The 21,848-nt window shown below is 74.6% G+C and carries 1 protein-coding gene (only partly in view); it reads left to right on the forward strand.

Annotated features, from left to right (window positions below; all coding sequences use genetic code 11):
- Positions 1–21,847, forward strand: partial view of an SDR family NAD(P)-dependent oxidoreductase gene (locus ACO0M4_RS28535; protein ID WP_430373792.1) — the 3' portion only. Its footprint begins 1,034 nt before the window's first position; only the last 21,847 of its 22,881 coding nucleotides appear in the window; the start codon falls outside the window, past its left edge; its stop codon occupies positions 21,845–21,847.
- The last annotated feature ends 1 nt before the right edge of the window (position 21,848 follow it).

Genomic DNA, 21,848 nt, shown 5'->3' on the forward strand with positions numbered 1-21,848 from the left:
CAAGGACCCGGCCGTCCTCTCCACCAGCACCGGCTTCTACGAACTGGGCCTGGACTCCGGCCACATGCTCGACATCAGCCGCGAACTGGAGAAGTACGTCTGCGCCCCGCTGTACCCGACACTGCTCTTCGAGTTCTCCGACATCGACTCGCTCGCCGCGCACCTGCACACCGAGTACGCGCCCCGGCTCCGCCCGGCCCCCGACCGCGACCCGGCACCGGAGCCCGCCGCACCGGACGCCCCGCCCGCGCCCGACGACACCGCCGAACTGACCCTCCGCTGCCACCGTCCCGTCTGGTCCCCGGCGGCCACCCGCCCCCCGGCCGACGGGACGCCCGCGGACCGCGCCCTCGTCCTGATCGGCGCCGCCGCCACCACCGCCGCGGCACTGCGCACCGCCGCCGGCCCCGGCACCCGCGTCATCCGCGCCGAACGCGCCTCCGGCTACCAGCGACTGGGCCCCGACCACTACCGCCTCGACCCCACCGACCGTGACCAACTCGGCCGGATGCTGGGCTCGTTGCGGGACGAGGGCACCACTCCGGCCGGCTACGCCCGGCTCGCCCGGGTCCCGGCCCGCGCCGACGACACCGCCCCGGTGCCCGAGGCGTACCGCGAATGCTGGGCGCTGGCCGCCGCCGTCACCGACACTCGACCGCTGCACCCCACCGCCCTGCTCTTCCTCCACCCGCACGACACCACCCCCACCGGCCCGCACCCGGAGGACGCCGCGCTGGGCGCGCTGGCCCGCACCGTCGCCGTCGAGGCGCCGGTACTGCGCGCCCGCGCCGTCGGCCACCCGGCGGACCTGCCCCCCGACCGGCTGGCGCGGCTCCTCGCCGACGAAACCGCCGACCTCTCCGCCGAGTCCGAGGTCCGGTACGCCGACGACGTCCGCCAGGCGGTCCGGTACGCGTCCGGGCCCGCCCCCACCGGCGGCGACGCGCTGCGTCCGGACGGCGTGTACCTGATCACCGGAGGCGGCGGCGGGCTCGCCGCGCTGATCGCCGAGCGGCTGGTGGGCCGCGGACCGGTCCGGCTGCTCCTCACCGGCCGCAGCGCGCCCGGCCCCGACCTGACCGGACGGATCCGCGACTGGCAGGACCGCGGCGCCGCCGTGCACTACGTCCGCGGCGACATCGGCAACCTCGACGACGCCTACGCGGTCGCCGCCCGGGCCCGCGAGCTGTACGGCCGGATCGACGGGGTGTTCCACTGCGCCGGCACCGTCAAGGACGGCATGTTCTTCCGCAAGGACCCGGCGCAGACCGCGGCCGTGCTGGCCGCCAAGACCGCCGGCACCCGCCACCTGGACGCCGCCACCGCCGACGACGACCTGGCGTTCTTCGCGCTGTTCTCCTCCGTCTCGGCCTCCGTCGGCAACCCCGGCCAGGCCGACTACGCCTACGGCAACGCCTTCATGGAGCACTTCGCCGAGCGGCGCGCCGCCCGCACCGACCGCCGGGGCACCACGGTGGCCGTCGGCTGGCCGCTGTGGGCCGACGGCGGGATGCGGGTCTCCGACGACGCCCGGCACCGCTCGGCCGCCGGGACCGGACTGCACGCCCTGCCCACCGACGCCGGCCTGGACACCCTGTTCGCGCTGCTGGGCGACGACCGGGGCGCGCGGACCGTGGTCACCTACGGGGACCAGCGGCGCATCGAGGACCTGCTGCCGGCCCCCGAGTCGGCCCACGAGCCGGCCCAAGAGTCGACCCCCGAGCCGGCCCGGTCCGATGACCGGCCGATGTCCGCATCCGGCTCGGCTTCCTCCGCTACCTCGGCTTCCTCCGCCTCGTCAGGCTCTGCCGGGGACGCCCCCACCGACCAGTCGGACGCCGTCGCCATCGCCGTCATCGGCCTCGCCGGCCGCTACCCGCACGCCGACGACCTGGACGCCTTCTGGCGCAACCTCGCCGAGGGCCGCGACTGCGTCACCGAGGTCCCGGCCGACCGCTGGGACCACGAGGCGATCCACGACCCCGAACCCGGCAAGGACGGCCGCACCTACGGCCGTTGGGGCGGCTTCCTCGACGGCGTGGACCGCTTCGACGCGGCCGCGTTCGGCATCTCCCGCCGCGAGGCCGAGCGGATGGACCCGCAGGAACGCCTCTTCCTCACCATCGGCCGGCAGGCCGTCGAGCACGCCGGCTACCGGCCGGACGCCCTGGTGGGCTCCCGCGTCGGTGTCTTCGCCGGCGTGATGTGGAACCACTACCAGCTCTTCACCGACGCGGACCCCGACCCCGACCCCGACCCCGACGGCGGCGCGGATCGCGGCGTGGCACCCACCGCGCTGCACTGCGCGGTCGCCAACCGCCTCTCCTACTGCCTGGGCCTCGCGGGCCCCAGCATGGCCGTCGACACCGCCTGCTCCTCCTCACTCACCGCCCTCCACCTGGCCGTCGAGAGCCTGCGCCGCGGCGAGTGCACCATGGCCGTGGCCGGCGGCGTCAACCTCTCCGTCCACCCGCAGAAGTACCTCCAACTCGCCCAGGGCCGCTTCCTGTCCACCGACGGCCGCTGCCGCAGTTTCGGCGCCGACGGTGACGGCTACGTGCCCGGCGAGGGCGTCGGCGCCGTCCTGCTCAAACCGCTGGCGCGGGCGCAGGCCGACGGTGACACCGTGCACGGCGTGATCCGCGGCTCGTTCCTCAACCACTCCGGCCGCACCAGCGGCTTCACCGTCCCCAGCCCCGCCGCCCAGGCCGCCCTGATCGGCGAGACCCTGGCCCGCTCCGGCCTGGCGCCGGACAGCATCGGCTACATCGAGGCGCACGGCACCGGCACCTCGCTCGGCGACCCGATCGAGATCGCCGGACTCACCCAGGCATACGCCAACTCCGGTGTGCAGCCCGGTAGTTGTCCGATCGGCTCGGTGAAGTCGAACATCGGCCACCTGGAGAGCGCGGCCGGGATCGCCGCGGTGACCAAGGTGCTGCTCCAGATGCGGCACCGCGAACTCGCCCCCTCGCTCCACGCCGAACGGCTCAACCCGTACATCGACTTCGCCGCCTCGCCCTTCCGTGTCCAGCGGGACCGCGCACCCTGGCGGCCCCCGGCCGGCGGCAGCGTGCTCCGCGCCGGGATCAGCGCGTTCGGCGCGGGCGGCTCCAACGCCCATGTCCTACTGGAGAGCCCACCGCCGGAACCGGCCGACGCCACCCCCGCGGGACCCCAGCTGTTCGTGTACTCGGCGCCGGACGAGGCGCGGCTGCGCGAGGTCGTCCGGCGCCAGCTGGCCCACCTCGACCGGCTGGCCGCCGAGGGTGCCGACGGCGCCGGTACGGTCGAGGAGGCCGCGGTGGCCCTGCTCACCGAAGAGGTCGCCGCCGTCCTGGACGTGCCCCGCGCCGCGGTCGACCCCCGCGAACCCCTCGCCGACCTGGGCCTCGACCCGGTCGCGGCCACCGATCTCCGCCGCCGGCTGGAGCACCGCCGCTCCGGCGGCGCACCGGCCGTCCTCGAAGCCTCGATCGCCCTCGACGCCTCGATCGCCGAACTGGCCGCCCGGGCCGCCGCGGACCCGCGCACCGTCCCCCTGGCCGACATCGCCTACACCCTCCAGGTGGGCCGCGCCCAACTACCCGCCCGCCTGGCCGTCGTCGCCTCCGAACTCCCCACACTGCACGCCACGTTGACGGCCTTCCTGGCGGGCGGGGCGCTCGGCGACGACGTCTTCACCGGCGTCGCGGAGCCGGCCGGGGGCGCGGACCGACCGCAGGGCGCTGACGCGCGGGCCGCGGCCGGCGGGCGCGCCGTCGAGCTGTTCCGGCAGGGGCGGCTGCACGGCCTGGCCCGGCTCTGGGCCGCCGGCACCGACGTGCCCTGGGAGGAGTGCCGGCCCGCCGACGGCCCGCGTCCGCGCCGGGTCCCGCTGCCCGCCCACCCGCTCGACGAGCGGCCGTACTGGATCGGCCGCTGGCAGCGGGCCCGAGCCGAGCGCCGACACCCCGCGGTCGCCCCGGACACCGGCACCCCGGCCGCACCGACCGCACCGGTCACCGCCCGGCCGACACCGGCCCCGACGCCCTCTGCCGCCCCCGGCCGCCCCGCCCTCGACCGCGCCGAGGTCGTCCGGGCCGTCGAGGACGCCGTCTGCGCCCGCCTCTACCTCGAACGTCACGAGATCGACGCCCGGTTGAGCTTCCAGGAGATGGGCGTGGACTCGGTCGGTGCGGTGGAGATCGTCCGCGGTCTGGGCGAGCGCTTCGCCGTGGAGATCGACCCGGTCGCGCTGTTCGACCACCCGACCGTGGCCCGTCTGGCCGACCACATCAAAGACCTGTGGCAGCGCACCCCGGCCCGTACGGAGCCCACGGCGCCCGACGGGCCCCAAGGGACCGACGACGCCCCCGCGGCGGCGCCCACCACCGAAGCCCCCGCCTCCACTGCCCCAGCCAACGTCTCCGATACCTCCGACATCGCCGTCATCGGCATGTCCGCCCGCTTCCCCGGCGCCGAGGACCTCGACGCCTTCTGGGCGAACATCGCCGCCGGCCGCGACAGCTTCACCGAGGTGCCCGCCCACCGCTGGGCGGTCGACCACGTCTTCGACCCCGACCGGCTCGCGCCCGGCCGCACCTACAGCAAATGGGCCGCCATGCTGCCCGACGTCGACCGGTTCGACGCCGCGTTCTTCCACCTCTCGCCGCTGGAGGCGGAGGTCATGGACCCACAACAGCGGCTCTTCCTCCAGCAGTCGCACGCCGCCCTGGAACACGCCGGATACGCGGTCGGCGGCCCCGAACGCACCCACTGCGGGGTCTTCGTCGGCTGCGCCCCCGGCGACTACTCGCTGCTGCTCGACCGGGCGGGCAAGGCCGACACCGGCCACGCCTTCCTCGGCACCACCAGTTCCCTCCTGCCGGCCCGGATCGGCTACTTCCTCAACCTCGACGGCCCCACCATGGCCGTCGACACCGCCTGCTCGTCGTCCCTGGTCGCGGTGCACCTGGCCGCCGACAGCATCCGGCGCGGCGAATGCGCGATGGCCGTCGCCGGCGGGGTCGCCCTGATGGTCACCCCCCAACTCCACATCCGCGGCAGCAAGGTCGGCATGCTCTCCCCGCGCGGACGCTGCATACCGTTCGACGCCGCGGCCGACGGCACGGTGCTCGGCGAGGGCGTCGGCGCCGTCGTCCTCAAACGCCTCGACCGCGCCCTGGCCGACGGCGACCACATCCACGGCGTCATCAAGGCCACCGGCGTCAACGGCGACGGCCGCACCAACGGCATCACCGCGCCCAGCGCCGCGTCCCAGGCCGCCCTGATCGCCGACGTCCACGACCGGGCCGGCGTGCACCCCGCCGACATCGGCTACGTCGAGGCGCACGGCACCGGCACCGCCCTCGGCGACCCGATCGAGGTCAAGGCGCTCACCGAGGTCTTCCGCCGGCACACCGACCGGGTCGGCTACTGCGGCCTGGGCACCGTCAAGGCCAACATCGGGCACACCACGATGGCCGCCGGAATCGCCGGCCTGCTCAAGGTCCTGCTGGCCCTGCGCCACCGCGAACTCCCGCCCGCACCCGCCTTCGACACCCCCAACCCCAAGACCGACCTGCCGACCAGCCCCTTCTACGTCGTCCCGGACCGCCGGCCCTGGGAGCCCGGCCCCGGCGGCACCCGGATCGCCACCGTCAGCAGCTTCGGCTTCAGCGGCACCAACGCCCATGCGGTGCTCGCCGAGGCCCCACGGCCGACCGCCCGCCCCGAAGGGCCCGACGGGGAACGACTGTTCCCGGTCTCCGCCCGCGACCAGGCCGCGCTGGGCCGACTGCTCGGCGCCCTCGCCGACGCCATCCCGGACGACGCCCACCCCGCCGACCTCGCCTTCACCCTCGGCGTCGGCCGCGCCCACCTCCCCGTACGCGCCGCGGTCATCGCCCGAGACACCCCCGAACTCCGCCGCAAACTCCGGCTGCTGGCCGTCGGTTCGACCGCGCCCGGCTGCTACCGCACCGGATCGGACAGCCCCGCGGCCACCGCCACACCGGAGGAGACCAGCGGCCAGGACCTCACCACCCGCACCGGCGCCGCCGACCCCGACGTCCGCCGCACCGCCCTGGAAACCCTGGCCGCCGCCTACACCGCCGGCCACGACGTCGACTGGCGCACCCTGCCGCACGGGCCGCACCCGCGCCGCACACCGCTGCCGACCTATCCGTTCGCCGCGGACCGGCACTGGGTGGAACTCTCGGCAGCCACCGGCGGCACCCACCCGGAGGCCACCGGCCCGGCCCCGCACCCGTTCCTCGGCATCCCGGCCGGCTCGCCCGACGACCCCGACGGCGCCGCCCTGCCGGCCGCCGTCCCCGCCGACCACTGGGTGCTGGACCACCACCGGATCGGCGACGCCCCGGTCCTCCCCGGCGCCGCCGGACTCGACCTGGCGGTGGCCGCCGCGGCCCGCTGCGGCCTGTCCGGCCCGCTCACCCTGCACGGCGTCCAGTGGCTCCGGCTGATCGACGCCGAGGCCGCCGGTTCGCTGCGCCTGACTCTTACCCGCGACGGAACCACCGCCGGCACCTACCGCTTCACCCTCACCACCGGCGAACACGGCGAGACCCTGTGCACCCGCGGACAGCTCACCGCCGCGCCCGACGGCCCGCCCCCGACCCCCGAAACCCTCGACCTGCGCGCGCTCGCCGCCCGCTGTCCGCACACGATCCCGGCCGCCCGCTTCTACGCGGACTTCCGCGCCGGCGGCATCGCCTACGGCCCGACCTTCCAGGTCCTGGAGGCGATCGCCTTCGGCGCGGACGACGTCCTGGGCGCCCTCCGCACCCCGCCCGGCGCCGAAGGCTTCGCCCTGCACCCCGCACTGCTCGACGGCGCCCAGCAGACCATCGCGGCGCTGGAGGCCGGCAACGACGCCACCCTCGTGCCGTTCTCCGTCGAGCGGGTGGAGATCCTCGACGACCGCGCCCGGCCGGCCCACGCCCACGTGCAGCGCGCCGGACAGCACCGCTACACCGTGCGCCTCGCCGACGCCGACGGGCGGGTCTGCGTCCGCTACCACGGCCTCGCCCTGCGGGCCCGCCGCAACCCCGTCGACGCGATGATGCACCGGCCCGTCTGGCAGGACGCGACCCGCTCCGCACCCGTCCCCGCACCCGACACCGGCCGCACCGCCGTCGTGCACACCGCCGCCGCGTCCCGGCTCGCCACCGCCCTCGCGGCCCGCACCGGAGCGGCCCTGGTCCCGCTGACCGACTCCGCCGACACCGACCGGACCACCGACCGCCCCGCCCTCCAACAGCCCCTGGACACCCTCTACTTCGTGGCGACCGCGGACGACGGGGACCGGACCGCCCCCGAGTCCGACCGCTCCGCCCTGGAGCTCTTCCGGCTCGTCAAGCACCTGATCACGACCGGCCGGACCCGGGACCGGCTCGCCCTGCGCCTCGTGCTCGGCGGCGCGGTCCCGGCCGACGCCGCCGACCCGGTCCGCCCGGACGCCGCCGGGCTGCTCGGCCTGGCCCGGGCGATCGCATCCGAATGCCCCCGCTGGAGCGTCAGTTGCCTCGACGTCGGCGCCGGCCCGGACACCGACCCGGCCCGTACCGCCGAGCGGATCACCGCCGAGCCGGGCACCGAACCCGTGGTGCTGCTGCGCGGCGCCCGCCGCCTGGAGCGGGTCTTCGCGCCGGTGCGGGTGCCCGCGCCGCAGGGCGTCGAGCCGTTCCGGGAGGGCGGCGTGTACGTGATCGCCGGCGGCGCCGGCGGCATCGGCTTCGCCCTCAGCCGGCTGCTCGCCCGGATCGCCCGCGCCCGACTGGTCTGGCTCGGCCGCCGCCCGGAGGACCCCGAACACCGGGCCAAGGCCGCCGAGATCGCGGCCCTGGGCGGTCAGGTCCGCTACCTCCAGGCGGACGTCGCCGACGAGTCGGCGCTGCGGGCCGCGCTGGCCACCGTCCACACGGAGTTCGGCCCGGTCAACGGCGCCCTGCACGCCGCCCTCGACCTGCGTGACCGCACCCTCGCCCACATGGACGAGGAGACCTTCCGCGCCGGACTCGCCCCCAAGGTCGCCGGCGTCACCGCCTTCGGCCGGGTCTTCGGCGCCGAACCGCTGGACTTCCTGCTGATCTTCTCCTCGGCGGTCTCCTTCGTCGAGGCCGGCGGACAGGCCAACTACGCGGCGGCCAGCACCTTCGAGGACGCCTACGCCCAGTGGCTGGACCGGCAGCGGCCGTACCCCGTCGCGGTCGTCAACTGGGGCTTCTGGGGCAGCGTCGGCGCGGTGGCCACCGACCGGATGCGGGACGCCTTCGCCAAGCTCGGCATCGGCTCCATCGAACCCGCCGAAGGCATGGCCGTGCTGCGCCGCATCATCAGCGCCGGGCTACCGCAGACCCTCGCCATGAAGGCGGATCCGGCCGCACTGCCCGCGATGGGCATCCGAGTGGCGGGCGCCGACACCCCCACAGCGAGCCCGACGGCGCCCGCGCCGGCCCCGGAAGCCCCGGCCGGCACCACCATCCCCACCTCCACCTCCACCCCCACCACGCTCTCCGTCGACGCCGTCCGGGACTACGTCACCGGGGTCTTCGCCGAGGTGCTCAAGTACGGCGCGACCGCCCTGGACACCGCCGCGACCTTCGAGAACTTCGGCGTCGACTCCCTCGTCAGCCTCAACATCGTCAACCGCTTCGAACGCGACCTAGGCGACCTGCCGTCCACCCTGCTCTTCGAGCACATGACGATCGACCAGCTGACGGACCACTTCCGGGAGACCTACGCGGAACCACTGACCACCCTGCTGGGTAGTGGAGGTGACGCTACGTCAGCTTCAATCGCCGCCCCGTCCCCGAGCCTGACCACGAGCCCTTCCCCGTCCCCGTCTCCGACCCGGGGCACGCCCTCGACGGACGACGCCGACACCACCGCCGCCGACACCACCCCCGCCGTCTTCACCCGTGCCCAGGAGGCGTTCGCCGAGGTCGAGGCGTACAGCCGGGACCTGCTGCGGCGCACGGTCCTCGGCTGGGACGCGGTTCCGCGCCCGGGGGAGTACACGACCGTCGGTGAGCTGCGCTCCCGCCTCGGCGTGGTGGACCGGCACCGGCGGCTCTTCGACGCGGCGCTGAGCATCCTGCGCCGGTCGGGCGCGGCGACCGGCCCGGAGCCCGCCATCGGCAGCGAAGTCGGCACTGCCATCGGCACCGGCATCGGCACCGACGAACGGGCCGCCTTCGGGCTGGCCGCGGACGCCGCCTCGCCCGCCGCCCGGGTGGACGGCGCTCAGGTCGCCGCCCGCTACCCCGAGATGCGCGGCCACGTGACGCTCGTCGAACGCACCGCCGCCGCCCTCGCCGAGGTGCTGGCCGGCCGCCGCAACCCGATGGATGTGCTGTTCCCCAAGGGATCGGTGGCACTGGTCGAGCCGATCTACAAGGGCCAACCGATCGCCGACCACTACAACCAGCTGCTGGCGGAGGAGATCGCCGACGCCGCCCGCCGGATCCACGCCGAGACCGGCCGGCCGGCCCGGATCCTGGAGATCGGCGCCGGTACCGGCGCCAGCTCGCAGACCGTGCTGCCCGCCCTGGCCGCCGCCCCGGACACCGCCCACTACTGGTACACCGACATCTCCCCGGCGTTCCTGCGGCACGGTGAGCGGGAGTTCGGCGCCGGCCATCCGTTCATGTCCTTCCGGACGCTGGACATCTCGCGCGACCCGCGCGAACAGGGCTTCGACCCGGGCAGCTTCGACGTCATCTTCGGCACCCACGTCCTGCACGCCACACCGGACATGGACCGCACCCTGCGCAACATCCGCACCCTGCTCCGCCCCGGCGGCCTGCTCCTGGTCAACGAGATCACCCGGTTCTCCGACTTTCTCACCCTCACCTTCGGGCTGACCACCGGCTGGTGGATGTACGAGGACGCCACCCGACGTCTGCCGCACTCGCCGCTGCTGGCCCCGGCCCAGTGGCGGGACACCGCGGCGGCGGCCGGGCTGCGGACCGTCCGCACCCGCGGCCTACCCGGCATCCCGGTCGACGAGCTGGAGCAGTCGCTGGTGATCGCCGAGCGCCCGGCCGAGGACCCGACCGGCGGGGGCGATCCGTCCGCGGAGTCCGTCCGCGCCTATGTGAGCGGGGTGTTCGCGGAGGTACTCAAATACGGTGCGGCCGAACTGGACCCGGCGGCGACCTTCGAGAACTTCGGAGTGGACTCGCTCGTCGGCCTCAACCTCATCGACCGCTTCGAACAGGACCTTGGGGACCTGCCCGCGACCCTGCTCTTCGAGTACCCGACGATCGACCGGCTGGCGGAGTACCTGGCGGCGGAGCGGGCGGAGCGGCTGGCAACAGTGCTGGCGCCGGAGCCCCGACTCTCGACGACGGCAACCAGTCGTCCTCCGTCGACAAGGGCCGAGGAACCGACGACTCCGGCCGGGGAACCGACGAGAACAGCCGAGGGACCGACGGCGACGCCGACCCCCACGGCCGCACCCGCGCCCCCACCCGTCACCGCACCCTCGGCTGTCACCACACCCCCACCCGTCTCCGCACCCTCGGCCGTGACCGCACCCCTGCCCGTCTCCGCACCCCAGGACGTCACCGCATCCCAGGACATCGCCGTCATCGGCGTCACCGGCCGTTATCCCCAGTCACCCGACCTCGATGCCTTCTGGCGCAACCTCGCCGAGGGCCGTAGCTGCATCACCGAGATCCCCGCCGAACGCTGGGACTGGCGCGACCACTTCGACCCCGAGAAGGGCAAGAAGCACCGCAGCTACAGCCGTTGGGGCGGCTTCCTGCGCGACATCGAGATGTTCGATGCGCCGCTCTTCGGCGTCCTGCCGCGCGACGCCGCCGACCTCGACCCGCAGGAACGCCTCTTCCTGGAGACCTGTTGGGAACTGCTGGAGACCACCGGCCACCTCGGCACCCACACCCACGAGCCGGAGACCGGGGTCTTCGCCGGGCTGATGTACGGCGAGTACGGGCTGCTCTCGGCGGCCACCGACTGGCCCGAGGGCCGCTACGCCACCGGCCACTCCGCCTTCTGGTCGATGGCCAACCGGGTCTCCTACACCTTCGACCTCCAGGGCCCCAGTCTCGCCGTCGACTCCGCCTGCTCCTCCGCGCTCAGCGCCATCCAGCTGGCGTGCGAGAGCCTGCGGCGCGGCGAGTGCCGCATGGCCATCGCCGGCGGCACCAACCTGATCCTGCACCCCGCCCACTACGCCGCCCTGTGCGCCCGCACCATGCTGTCCGCCGGCGACGGGTGCCGGGTCTTCGACGCCGGCGCCGACGGCTTCGTGCCCGGCGAGGGCGCCGGTGCGGTGCTGCTCAAGCCGCTGGACCGGGCCGAGGCCGACGGCGACACCATCTGGGGCGTCATCAAGGGCGCGGTCAGCAACGCTGGCGGCAAGGTCAGCGGCTACACCGTGCCCAACCCCAACGCCCAGGCCAAGCTGGTCGCGGAGGCGCTCCGGCGCGCGGGCGTGCACCCGCGCACGGTCTCCTACGTAGAGGCGCACGGAACCGGCACCGCGCTCGGCGACCCGATCGAGATCGGCGGGCTGACCAAGGCGTTCCGGTCCGCCGAAACCGCCGAAACCCTCGAAACCGCCGGGTCCGCCGGGTCCGCCGAGACCGCCGGGTCCGCCGGGTCCGCCGAGACCGCCGGCCCGGCCGGGTCGGTCGCGGCCGCCACCGGCCACTGCGCCGTCGGTTCGGTGAAGTCCAACATCGGCCACCTGGAGGGCGCGGCCGGGATCGCCGCGGTGACCAAGGTGCTGCTCCAGCTCAAGCACCGCACCCTCGTGCCCACCATCAACCTCGACACCCTCAACCCGAAGATCGACTTCGCGGGTTCGCCGTTCCGGCCGCAGCGCACCGCGGAGCCCTGGGAGCGACCGGTCGCCGACCTCGGCACCGGCGCCCGGGTCTGGCCGCGCCGCGCCGGAATCAGCTCGTTCGGAGCGGGAGGAGCCAACGTGCACATGGTGCTGGAGGAATACCGCGGCCCCGGCCCGGACCCGGCTGCCACCCCGGTGGCGGTCGCCGAACCGACCACCGCCACCGGAGAATCGGAACTGTTCGTGCTGTCCGCCCTCGACCGTGACACCCTCGCGGTGCACGCCGGACGGGTTGCCGACTTCCTCGACGGCCCCCAGGGCGCGGCCACCCCGCTCGCCGACCTCGCGCACACCAGCCGGCTCGGCCGCCGGGAACTGCCGGAACGCCTCGCGGTGACGGCCTCGTCGCACACCCAACTCTCGGCACTGCTACGGGAGTTCACGCGGAACGGGGAAGTCTCCTCGGCGCCGGGGGCGGTGTGCGTGGGCACGGCCGTCAAGGGTGGACCCGTGGACGGCCCGGACGGCGACGCCCTCGCCGCCGCGCTGGCTGGACGTCAATGGGCCGGACCGGCCGCGTACTGGGTGCGCGGCGGCCGGGTCGACTGGCGCGAGGCGCCTGGTGCGGCGGCCCGCCGGCGGGTGGCGTTCCCGACGTACCCGTTCCGCCGCAGCCGCCACTGGGTGACCGACGACCCCCGGCACCTGGCATCGGGGGCGGTCCGAACGGTCCCGGCGACGGCAGCCGGTGACGCGACGGCGGCCGGTGATGCGACGGTGGCTCCGCATCAGGAGGCGGCTCCGCATCAGGAGCAGCCGCCGGTCCCGCGGGCGACGGCGGTCACGCACCCCGGGCACGTTCCGCCCCAAGGCATCGCCCAGGCCCCGCAGGAGGACCCCGCCCCGGAGCCACGGCCCGCGCCCGCCCCCCTCCCGCCCGGCGTCGTCGAGCGCCGCGCCAACCACCCCGCCCTCGCCTTCGCCGATCACCACCGCATCGCCGGAGCCCGCTGGGTGCCCGGAGTGGCCCTGCTGGAGGCCGCCCGCGAGGCGGGTCCGGAAGGCGGCCTCGACTTCCCCTTCCGCATCGAATCGGTGCGCTGGCTGGCGCCGGCCGACCTCGACGCCGGCACCCGTCGGATCGCCCTCGCCTACACCGACCGCGCCGGGACCGGTACGACCTTCCAGATCACCGACCCGGACGCCGGCGGCCGCACCCTCGCCCGCGGCATCCTCGCCGCGGGCGGCCCGGACGTCTCGCCGGAGCCCCCCGGGCGCCTCGACCTGGCCGCGCTCCGCCGCCGCTGCCCCACCCAGCAGGACCTCTGCGAGTTCTACGACGCCTTCGCCGACAGCGGCCTGGAGTACGGCCGTCCGCTGCGCACCGTCGCTGGGCTGTGGTCTGGTGACCGGGAGTGCCTGGCCCGGCTGAGCCTGAGCCGGGTGCTGCGCCGGATCGGCCCGGTCTTCGCCCTGCACCCCGCCCTGCTGGACGGCGCCCTCCAGGCCGTCTCGGCACTGTGTACCGGCGAACGGAGCTATCTACCGGTCGGCATGGCCGAGTTGCGGGCCTATGGGCCGCTGCCCGCGGACAGTTGGGCGTACGTGCGTGAGGTCACGCCCGACGACCGGACCACTGGACACCGCCGCTTCGACCTCCGGCTGACCGACGGGGAGGGCCGGGTGCTCCAGGCCGTCGACGGGCTGGAGATCGCCCCGCGCGACGCCGCACCCGAGCCCACCGAAACCCGCTACCTCCGGGCCACCTGGACCCCGGCCACCCTCCGTACTGCCGCGGACCGCCCGCCGCGCACCGTCCTCGTCTTCGGTGCCGACACACCGACCCGCCGCGCCCTGGCCCGCCAGCTGACGGACCACGGCAGTACCGTCCTGCACGCCACCGACGGCCCGGACTTCACGGCTCCCGAGAACGACGGACACCCGCACCCCACCTACACCCTCCGCACCGCCGACCCCACCCACCACACCCGGCTGATGACCGAACTGGCCGACCGAGGGCAACTCCCCGAGGCCATAGTCCACCTGGCCGCCCCCGACGCCGGCCACAGCCACCGCCCCACTGGCCGCAACAGTGACGCCGGCACCGGCACCGGCACCGGCAGTGATACCGGCATCGGCATCGGCATCGACACCGGCACCTACGACGCCGCGGTGGTCGGCCGTGAGCTGCCGCCCGTCCTCTGGTCCGCGGTGGCGGTCCTCGCCCGGCCCGAACGGCCCGCCCTCCGCCTGGTGTACGTCCACCCCGCAGGCCCCGACGGCCCCGGCACCGCCGACCCCCGGCACACCGCCATCGGCGGCACCCTGCGCACCCTCGCCCTGGAACACCACAAGTTCGCCGCGGTCCGAGTCGAACTATCGTCAGAACAAGGGGAGTTGGCGGCGCGGCCGATCGTGGCGGAGCTGGCCGCCGCCACCCCCGGCGTCGTCGAGACCGCCTACGCCCTCGACGGCACCCGCACCGAGAAGCACCTGGCGCCCTGCACCCCGCCGGACGTCCGGTTGTGCGACTTCCCGCTCCGGGACGGCGGCACCTATCTGATCACCGGCGGGGCCGGCGCCCTCGGGCTGCACTTCGCCGCCTTCCTCGCCGATCGCGCCCGCACCGCCACCCTCGTGCTCACCGGCCGCTCCCGGCCCGACGCGGCCACTGTCCGGCGCCTGGACGAGCTGACCGAGGACGGCGTACGGGTCGTCCACCGGCGCGCGGACCTGCGCGGCCCGGCCGCCGTAAGGGAGTTGGTGGACTCCGTCACCGCCGAGTACGGCCCGCTGAACGGGGTGATCCACGCGGCCGGTGTCACCCACGACGCCCGCGCGGTCGCCAAGACGCCGGACCAGGTCACCGCGGTGCTCGGGCCCAAGGTGCAGGGCACCCTGCACCTCGACGCGGCCACGGCGAACCAGCCGCTGGACTTCTTTGTCCTCTTCTCCTCCATGTCGGGCGAGTCCGGCAACCCGGGCCAGGCCGACTACGCCTACGCCAACGCCTTCCTCAACGCCTTCGCGGTGCGCCGCGAGGCCCTGCGCGCCACCGGCCGGCGGGCCGGCCGCAGCCTGTCGATCGGCTGGCCGCTGTGGGCCGACGGCGGCATGACCGTCGACGACGCCACCCGCGAACTCTTCGCCCGCACCTGGAACATGGTGCCGCTGCCCACCCGCGCCGGCCTGCTGGCGTTCGTCCGGGGGCTGGCGTCGGAGCTGCCGGCGCTGTGCGTGGTGGAGGGGCTGGTCCGCGACGACGCACCGGACGCGGAACCGGCCGTCGCCGCTCCGGAGCCCGCCGCCCCGGAACGGCCGGTCGCGGCACCCTCCCTCGACGGCGCGCGGCTCCGCGACCTCGTGGAGCGCGAGGCCCGGGTGCTGGCCTCCGGGTTCCTGCTCGTCGACGAGACGGACGTGGACGTCCGGGCCGAGTTGCTGGAGCTGGGCTTCGACTCGATCACGCTCACCGAACTGGTCAACAAGGTCAACGAGCGGTTCGGCCTCGATCTCCTGCCCACCGTCCTCTTCGAATGCCCCGATCTGGCCTCGTTCGCCGACTACTTGGTGGCGCAGCACGCTGCCGAGCTGTCCCGACACTACGGGGGCACCGGACTTCCGGAGACGGAGGTGACGGCAGAGACGGAGATGGAGGCGGAGGCGGAGGCGATCGCAGACGTGACGGCAGAGGCGACCGCAGAGGCGACGACAGAGACGGAGGCGGGGACGACAGCGCACGCGGCGGTAGTGACAGCGACGGCGACAGTAACCACGGCCCCGGCCGTCGGGCCCGAGCCGCCCACCGTCCCCGCCCCCACCGCCCTCCCCCTCCCCACCCCGGCACCCGCCGCCACCCCCCTTGCCGTTCCCGTTCCCGTTCCCGTTCCCGTTCCGGCCCGTACCGAGATCGCCATCATCGGCATCGCCGGCACCCTCCCCGGGTCCAACGATCCCGACGCCTTCTGGGAGCACCTGGCAGCCGGGGACGACCTGGTCGGCCCGGTGCCTGAGGACCGCACCGCGATCCGCGCCAACCCGGCCACCCGCGACCTGCGCGGCGGCTTCCTGGACTCCGTCGACGCCTTCGACGCCCGCCTCTTCGGCATCTCGCCCAACGAGGCCGCGCTGATGGACCCGCAGCAGCGGCTGTTCCTCCAGACCGCCTGGCGGGTCTTCGAGGACGCCGGGTACCGCCCGGCCGACCTGGCGGGCTCCTCGTGCGGACTGTTCGTCGGTGTCGCCACCCACGACTACGACGACCTGCTCAAGGAGAGCGGCATCCCGGTCCAGGCGCACACCGCCACCGGCATCGCGCACTCCGTCCTGGCCAACCGCGTCTCGTACCTGCTGGACCTCAACGGGCCCAGCGAGGCCGTGGACACCGCCTGCTCCAGTTCGCTGGTGGCCATCCACCGGTCGGTGCGCGCCATCCAGGACGGTGAGTGCGAACTGGCCGTCGCGGGCGGGGTGAACGTCATCCTCACCCCGGGACTGCTGGAGTCCTTCAGCCAGTCGGGGATGCTCAGCCCGGACGGCCGCTGCAAGACCTTCGACGCGTCCGCCGACGGCTACGTACGCGGCGAGGGCGTCGGTGCGGTGCTGCTCAAACCGCTGGCCCGGGCCGCGGCGGACGGCGACCACATCTACGCGGTGATCAAGGGCAGCGCGGTCAACCACGGCGGCCGCAGCAACTCCCTCACCGCGCCCAACCCCGACTCCCAGGCCCGGGTGATCGCCGCCGCGGTCCGTGCGGCGGGCATCGAGCCCGGCACCATCGGCTACGTCGAGGCGCACGGCACCGGCACCCGGCTCGGCGACCCGATCGAGACCGAGGGCCTGAAGAAGGCGTTCCGCACCCTCCACGAGGAGCGCGGCGAACCGCTGCCCGACACCGGGCGGATCGCCCTCGGCGCGGTGAAGACCAACATCGGCCACCTGGAGACCGCGGCCGGGATCGCCGGTGTCCTCAAGGTGGTGCAGTGCATGCGCCACCGCGAGCTCCCCGCCAGCCTGCACGTGCGGGAGCTCAGCCCGTACCTGCGGCTGGACGGGACGCCGTTCCGGGTCAACGACCGGCACCGCACCTGGGAGCCGGCCCACACCGCCGATGGGCGTCCGGTGTGGCGCGCCGGGATCAGCTCCTTCGGCTTCGGCGGGTCCAACGCCCACCTGGTCCTTGAGGCGTATGACGGTCAACTGCCGCCACCTGTAGACGAGTTCACGCCGCGGGTCGTCACGCTCTCCGCCGGCGACGACGACCGGTTGCGGAGTTACGCCGGACGGCTCGCCCGGCATCTGCGCCGCTTCCCGGAGGCCGATCCGGCCCGGGTCGCCTACACCCTCCAGACCGGGCGCACCGAGCACCGGCAGCGGTTCGCGGTGACGGTCCGCGACCGGACGGAGCTGGTGCGGGCACTGGAGACGTGCGCCGCCGGGGAGTTGCCGGACGGCGCACTGACCGGCACCGCCCGGCGCGGCGCCCCGGCGGCCGGCGGGGACGAGGACCGCGAGCTGCTGATGAAGCTGTGGTGCGAGGGCGCCGAGGTGCCCTGGCACCGGCTGTGGACGTCGGTGCCGGGACGGATCCCGCTGCCGGCCGCGCCGTTCGCCCGTACCCGCCACTGGTTCGCGGCACCGGCCGCCGAACCGCAGACCACCGACGCACCGGCCCAACCAGATCAACCCGACCAACCACACCGCCCGGACCAACCACACCGCCCGGACCAACTGGCCCGCCCGGCCCAACTGGCTCAACCGGACCAACTGGCCCGCCCGGCCCGCCCGCCTCGACCGGCCCTTGAGGAGACCGTGATGGAAACCCCCACCCCGATCCGCCCCCCGCACCCGGTGCGGCGCGGGCCCAAGGTCCGGCTGGCGGCCCCAGGCGGCGCCCGACCCTCCCCGGTCGCGCCCGCCCCGGTCGCGCCCGCCCAGGCCGCACCCGAGCCGGCCCCGTCCGCCCCGGCCCCGTCCACCCCGGTCGTACCTGCCTCCGCCTCCACCCCCACCCCCACCCCCGTCCACGACCCCGCTCCCGCCGTCGGTGGGCCTGACATCGCGGCCCTGCTGCGCGGCCAGCTCTCCCACCTGTTGGGCATGGGCATCGACGAGATCGACGACGACGCGCCGTTCGGCGAGCTGGGGCTGGACTCGATCTACCGGATGGACCTGGTCCGTACGCTCAACGAGACCTTCGGCCTGGAGCTGAAGGCGGCGGAACTCTACGACTACGACACGGTCGGCCTGCTGAGCAGGTTCGTCGCCCCGCTGTGCGCAGGCCCGCACGGTCAGGCCACCGCCACCGCCACCGCCACCGCCCCCACGCCCACGCCCGTGACCACTGCGGTCCCGGTCCCGGCTCACTCCCCGGCCCCCGCCCCGGCCCCCGAAGAGCGCTCTTTCGAAGACCTCCTCCAGGACGCCATCGCCGCCGAACTGGGCCGCCCCTTCGACCCCCGCGAGACCTTCACCGACAACGACTTCAGCTCGTTCGACATGCTGCGGGTGGTCGCCGCCCTGGAACGCGGCTTCGGCGCGCTCCGCAAGACCCTGCTCTTCGACCACCCCACGCTCGGCCGGCTGGCCGCCCACCTCACCGAGACCCACGGCCCGGACGCCGCCCGCCTGTTGGCGACCGCCTCGACCACCGACGCTGCAGCCCCGGCCGCGCCCGCCGCCACCGACCCGTTGCGGTACGACGACGGCGCCCTGGTCATCGCCAAGACCGACCTGCCGGACCACCCGGAACTCGCCGCCACCGTGGCCGACCTGGAGCGCCGCCACGGCCGCGAGGGCGGGCTACCGGGCCGCGACATCGCCCCGTTGATCTTCCTGGGCGCGGCCCGCAACGCCTACTTCAACTTCTCCCGCCGCGGCGACGCCATGCTCACCTGGAGCTACGTCGGGCCCACCGAGGACATGCCGGCGCTGGCCGCCGAGTACGTCCGCTACGGGCAGGCGCACGGCATCGGCCCCAACATCGTCTCCCTGATCCGCCTGGAGGAGGCGGACGGGGTGCGGTTCACCGCCACTCCCTTCGGCGCCCTGCAACGCCTCGAAGGGATCGGGGACTTCACCCTCGAAGGCGGCCGGATGCAGCGACTGCGCTACATGATCCGGAAGTTCGAGAAGGCGGGGGAGTGCCGCACGGTCGAGTACCCGGTGGGCTCCGATCCTGACACCGACCGGTCGATCACCGAGCTGATCGACCGGTGGTGCGAGGCCAAGGACATGGTCAACCCGTACGTGCACACCGTGCGGGACGAGATCGGCCGGGGCATCCTCGCCCCGCGCCACCGGATGTTCCTGACCTACGTGGACGACCGGTTGGTCAACGCGGTCATCGTCACCAAGATCCCGTCCGAGGACGGCTACCTGCTGGACCTGGAGTTCTACCCCAAGGACGCCCCGCTGGGCGGCCTCGACCACACCGTGGTGAAGATCATCGAGCAGACCGCGGCCGAGGGCTGCACGGTCTTCAGCTTCGGCGGCAGCTTCGGCGCCAAGGTCTGCGAGTCGCCGAACGCGGCACCGGAGGCCGAAGCCGCACTGGAGGAACTGCGCTCCCGCGGGATCTTCACCGGCGACGGCAACCTCCGCTTCAAGAACAAGTTCCGCACCGAGAACCTGCCGCTCTACCTCTGCCAGCCCGCCGACACGGCCCGCACGGACGTCTCCCGGCTGATCCTGATGATCGCCAACCCGGAGGTGGCGACCCAGGGGGAAGCCGCTGCCGCCGACGAAGCCGTCACTGCCGACGCAGCCGTTAGCGCGGACGGAGCCACTGCCCACGACGCAGCCGTTGCCTACGACGAAGTCGTTGCCTACGACGCAGCCGTTGCCGTAGCCGACGCCGCGCCCGCCGCCGACGGCCCCGCGCCCGCCGCCGACCGCCCCGCGCCCGCCGCCCCCCGCGACCGCCACCTCGCCGCACACGGCTGGAACCCCCTCCACCTCCCGGCCTCCGCCGTCGACTTCGACCTGCTCAGCGACTCCTGGGCCGAGCTGGACCGGCCGGACATCGCCGCCCACACCGCCGCCCTGCGCGCCGCGGCCGAGCACCGCCCCACCGGCCAGACCCTCGACGGCCTGGACCTGCTGCCGTTCTCGTGCGTGGTGCCCACCCCGTCCGGCCGGGCCGCCGAGGCCGCGCTGTGCCGCGCCTGGCCGCACCGCGGACCCGTCGTCCTGCACAACTCCCTCTTCCCCACCTGGTACTTCAGCCACCTCGACCACGGCTTCACCCCGAGCGCGGTACGCCGCGCCGCGGACCCCGACCCCGTCTTCCGCGGCGACCTCGACCTGCCCCACCTGGACGAACTGCTGGCCAAGGACGCCGGCCGGATCGCCTTCCTGTGCATCGAGGTCAGCAACAACGCCGACGGCGGCGCAGCGCTCTCCTACGAGAACCTCGCCGCGGTCCGCGAGACCGCCGACCGGCACGGCGTCCCGCTCGTCCTGGACGCCACCCGGGTCCTCGACAACGCCGTACTGATCACCGAGCACGAGGACGACCACCGCGACCGCGAAGTGCTGGACGTGGCGCGCGACCTGCTCGCGCTCGCCGACGCCGTCACGATCAGCCTCTCCAAGGACTTCGGCGTGGACACCGGCGGCATCGTCGCCACCGACGACCCGACCGTCGCCCACCACCTGCGCGAACGGATCACCCTGCGCGGTCCGGAGATCAGCCGCTCCGGCCGGGCGCTGGCCGCCGCCGCGCTCGCCGACACCGCCTGGGCGGTCCCGGCGGTCCGCGACCGGGTGCACCGGGTCGCCCGGATCCAGCGGGCGCTGGCCGCGGCCGGTGCCCCGGTGACCGCCGGCACCGCCACCCACTGCGTCCTGCTCGACACCCGGCGGATGCCCGCCCTCGACGGCCACGCCCACCCAGTTCCGGCCGCCCTCGCCTGGCTCTACCGGCACACCGGCATCCGGGCCGCCGCCCACCTCGACGACCGCACGGAGGGCCCGGCCCTGATCCGACTGGCCGTCCCGGTCGGCCTCACCGACGCCGCGACCGACGAGATCATCACCCGGCTCACCGACCTGTTCACCGGCCCAGCCGCCCACGACGTCCCCGACCTCCTGCCGGCGCCCGGCGACGGGCCCGCCGCGCTGGCCTGGTACCACCCACTCGACCGGGTCCCCGACGACATCCGGGAGGCCATGGTCGAGGGCCACCAGGCCGAGAACGACAACTGGACGGTGCTCCGCGAGCACCAGCCGGCCACCGAACGGCACCTCGTCCGGCTGCCGCAGGGCGCCGGCGGCGGCGATGTCGAGGTGTTTACCGCCGGGGACGGGCCGACGCTGCTGCTGATGCTGCCCTTCAACATCGGCGCCGGGATCTACGGGCCGCAGTTCGCGGCGCTCGCCGACCGCTACCGGGTCACCGTCGTGCACCACCCGGGCGTAGGCGCCACCACCGCCTGTGAGGACCTGACCTACGACGGCATCGCCGACCTGTGCCGCCGGACCCTGGACCGGCTCGGGGTCCGCGGCCGGGTACACGTCGCCGGGGCCTCCTTCGGTGGGCTCACCGCCCAGACCTTCGCGCTGCGCCACCCCGACGCGACCGCCTCGCTCACCCTGATCGGCAGCTCGTACAAGCTCGGCAACCGGTCCGGCGAGGTCAACCGGCTCGCGGTGGTCGCCACCGAGGACTTCGACCACGTCGTCGCGCACAGCGGATCGGACCGGCTGGTGCGCGAACGGGCCCGCTACGAGCGGCATCTGCTGCGCTGCGAAAGCATGGACCCGCAGACCGGGCTGCGCTACCTCGACGTCTTCGCGGCCGCCCCGAACCTGCTCGCCCGGCTCGGCGACATCACCGCGCCCACCCTGCTCGTCCAGGGCCGGTACGACACCGTGATCCCGTTGAAGACCGCCCATCTGCTCCACGGTGCCATCCCCGACGCCACCTACCAGGAGATCCCCGACGCCGGGCACTTCCCGAGCCTGACCAGCGCCGACGAGTTCAACGCGACCCTCGCCGCCCACCTGGAGCGGCACCCGGCATGAC

Origin of the sequence: Streptomyces sp. RGM 3693 (assembly GCF_050471125.1) — a bacterium.
In the GTDB taxonomy this organism is placed as follows: Bacteria; Actinomycetota; Actinomycetes; order Streptomycetales; family Streptomycetaceae; genus Streptomyces.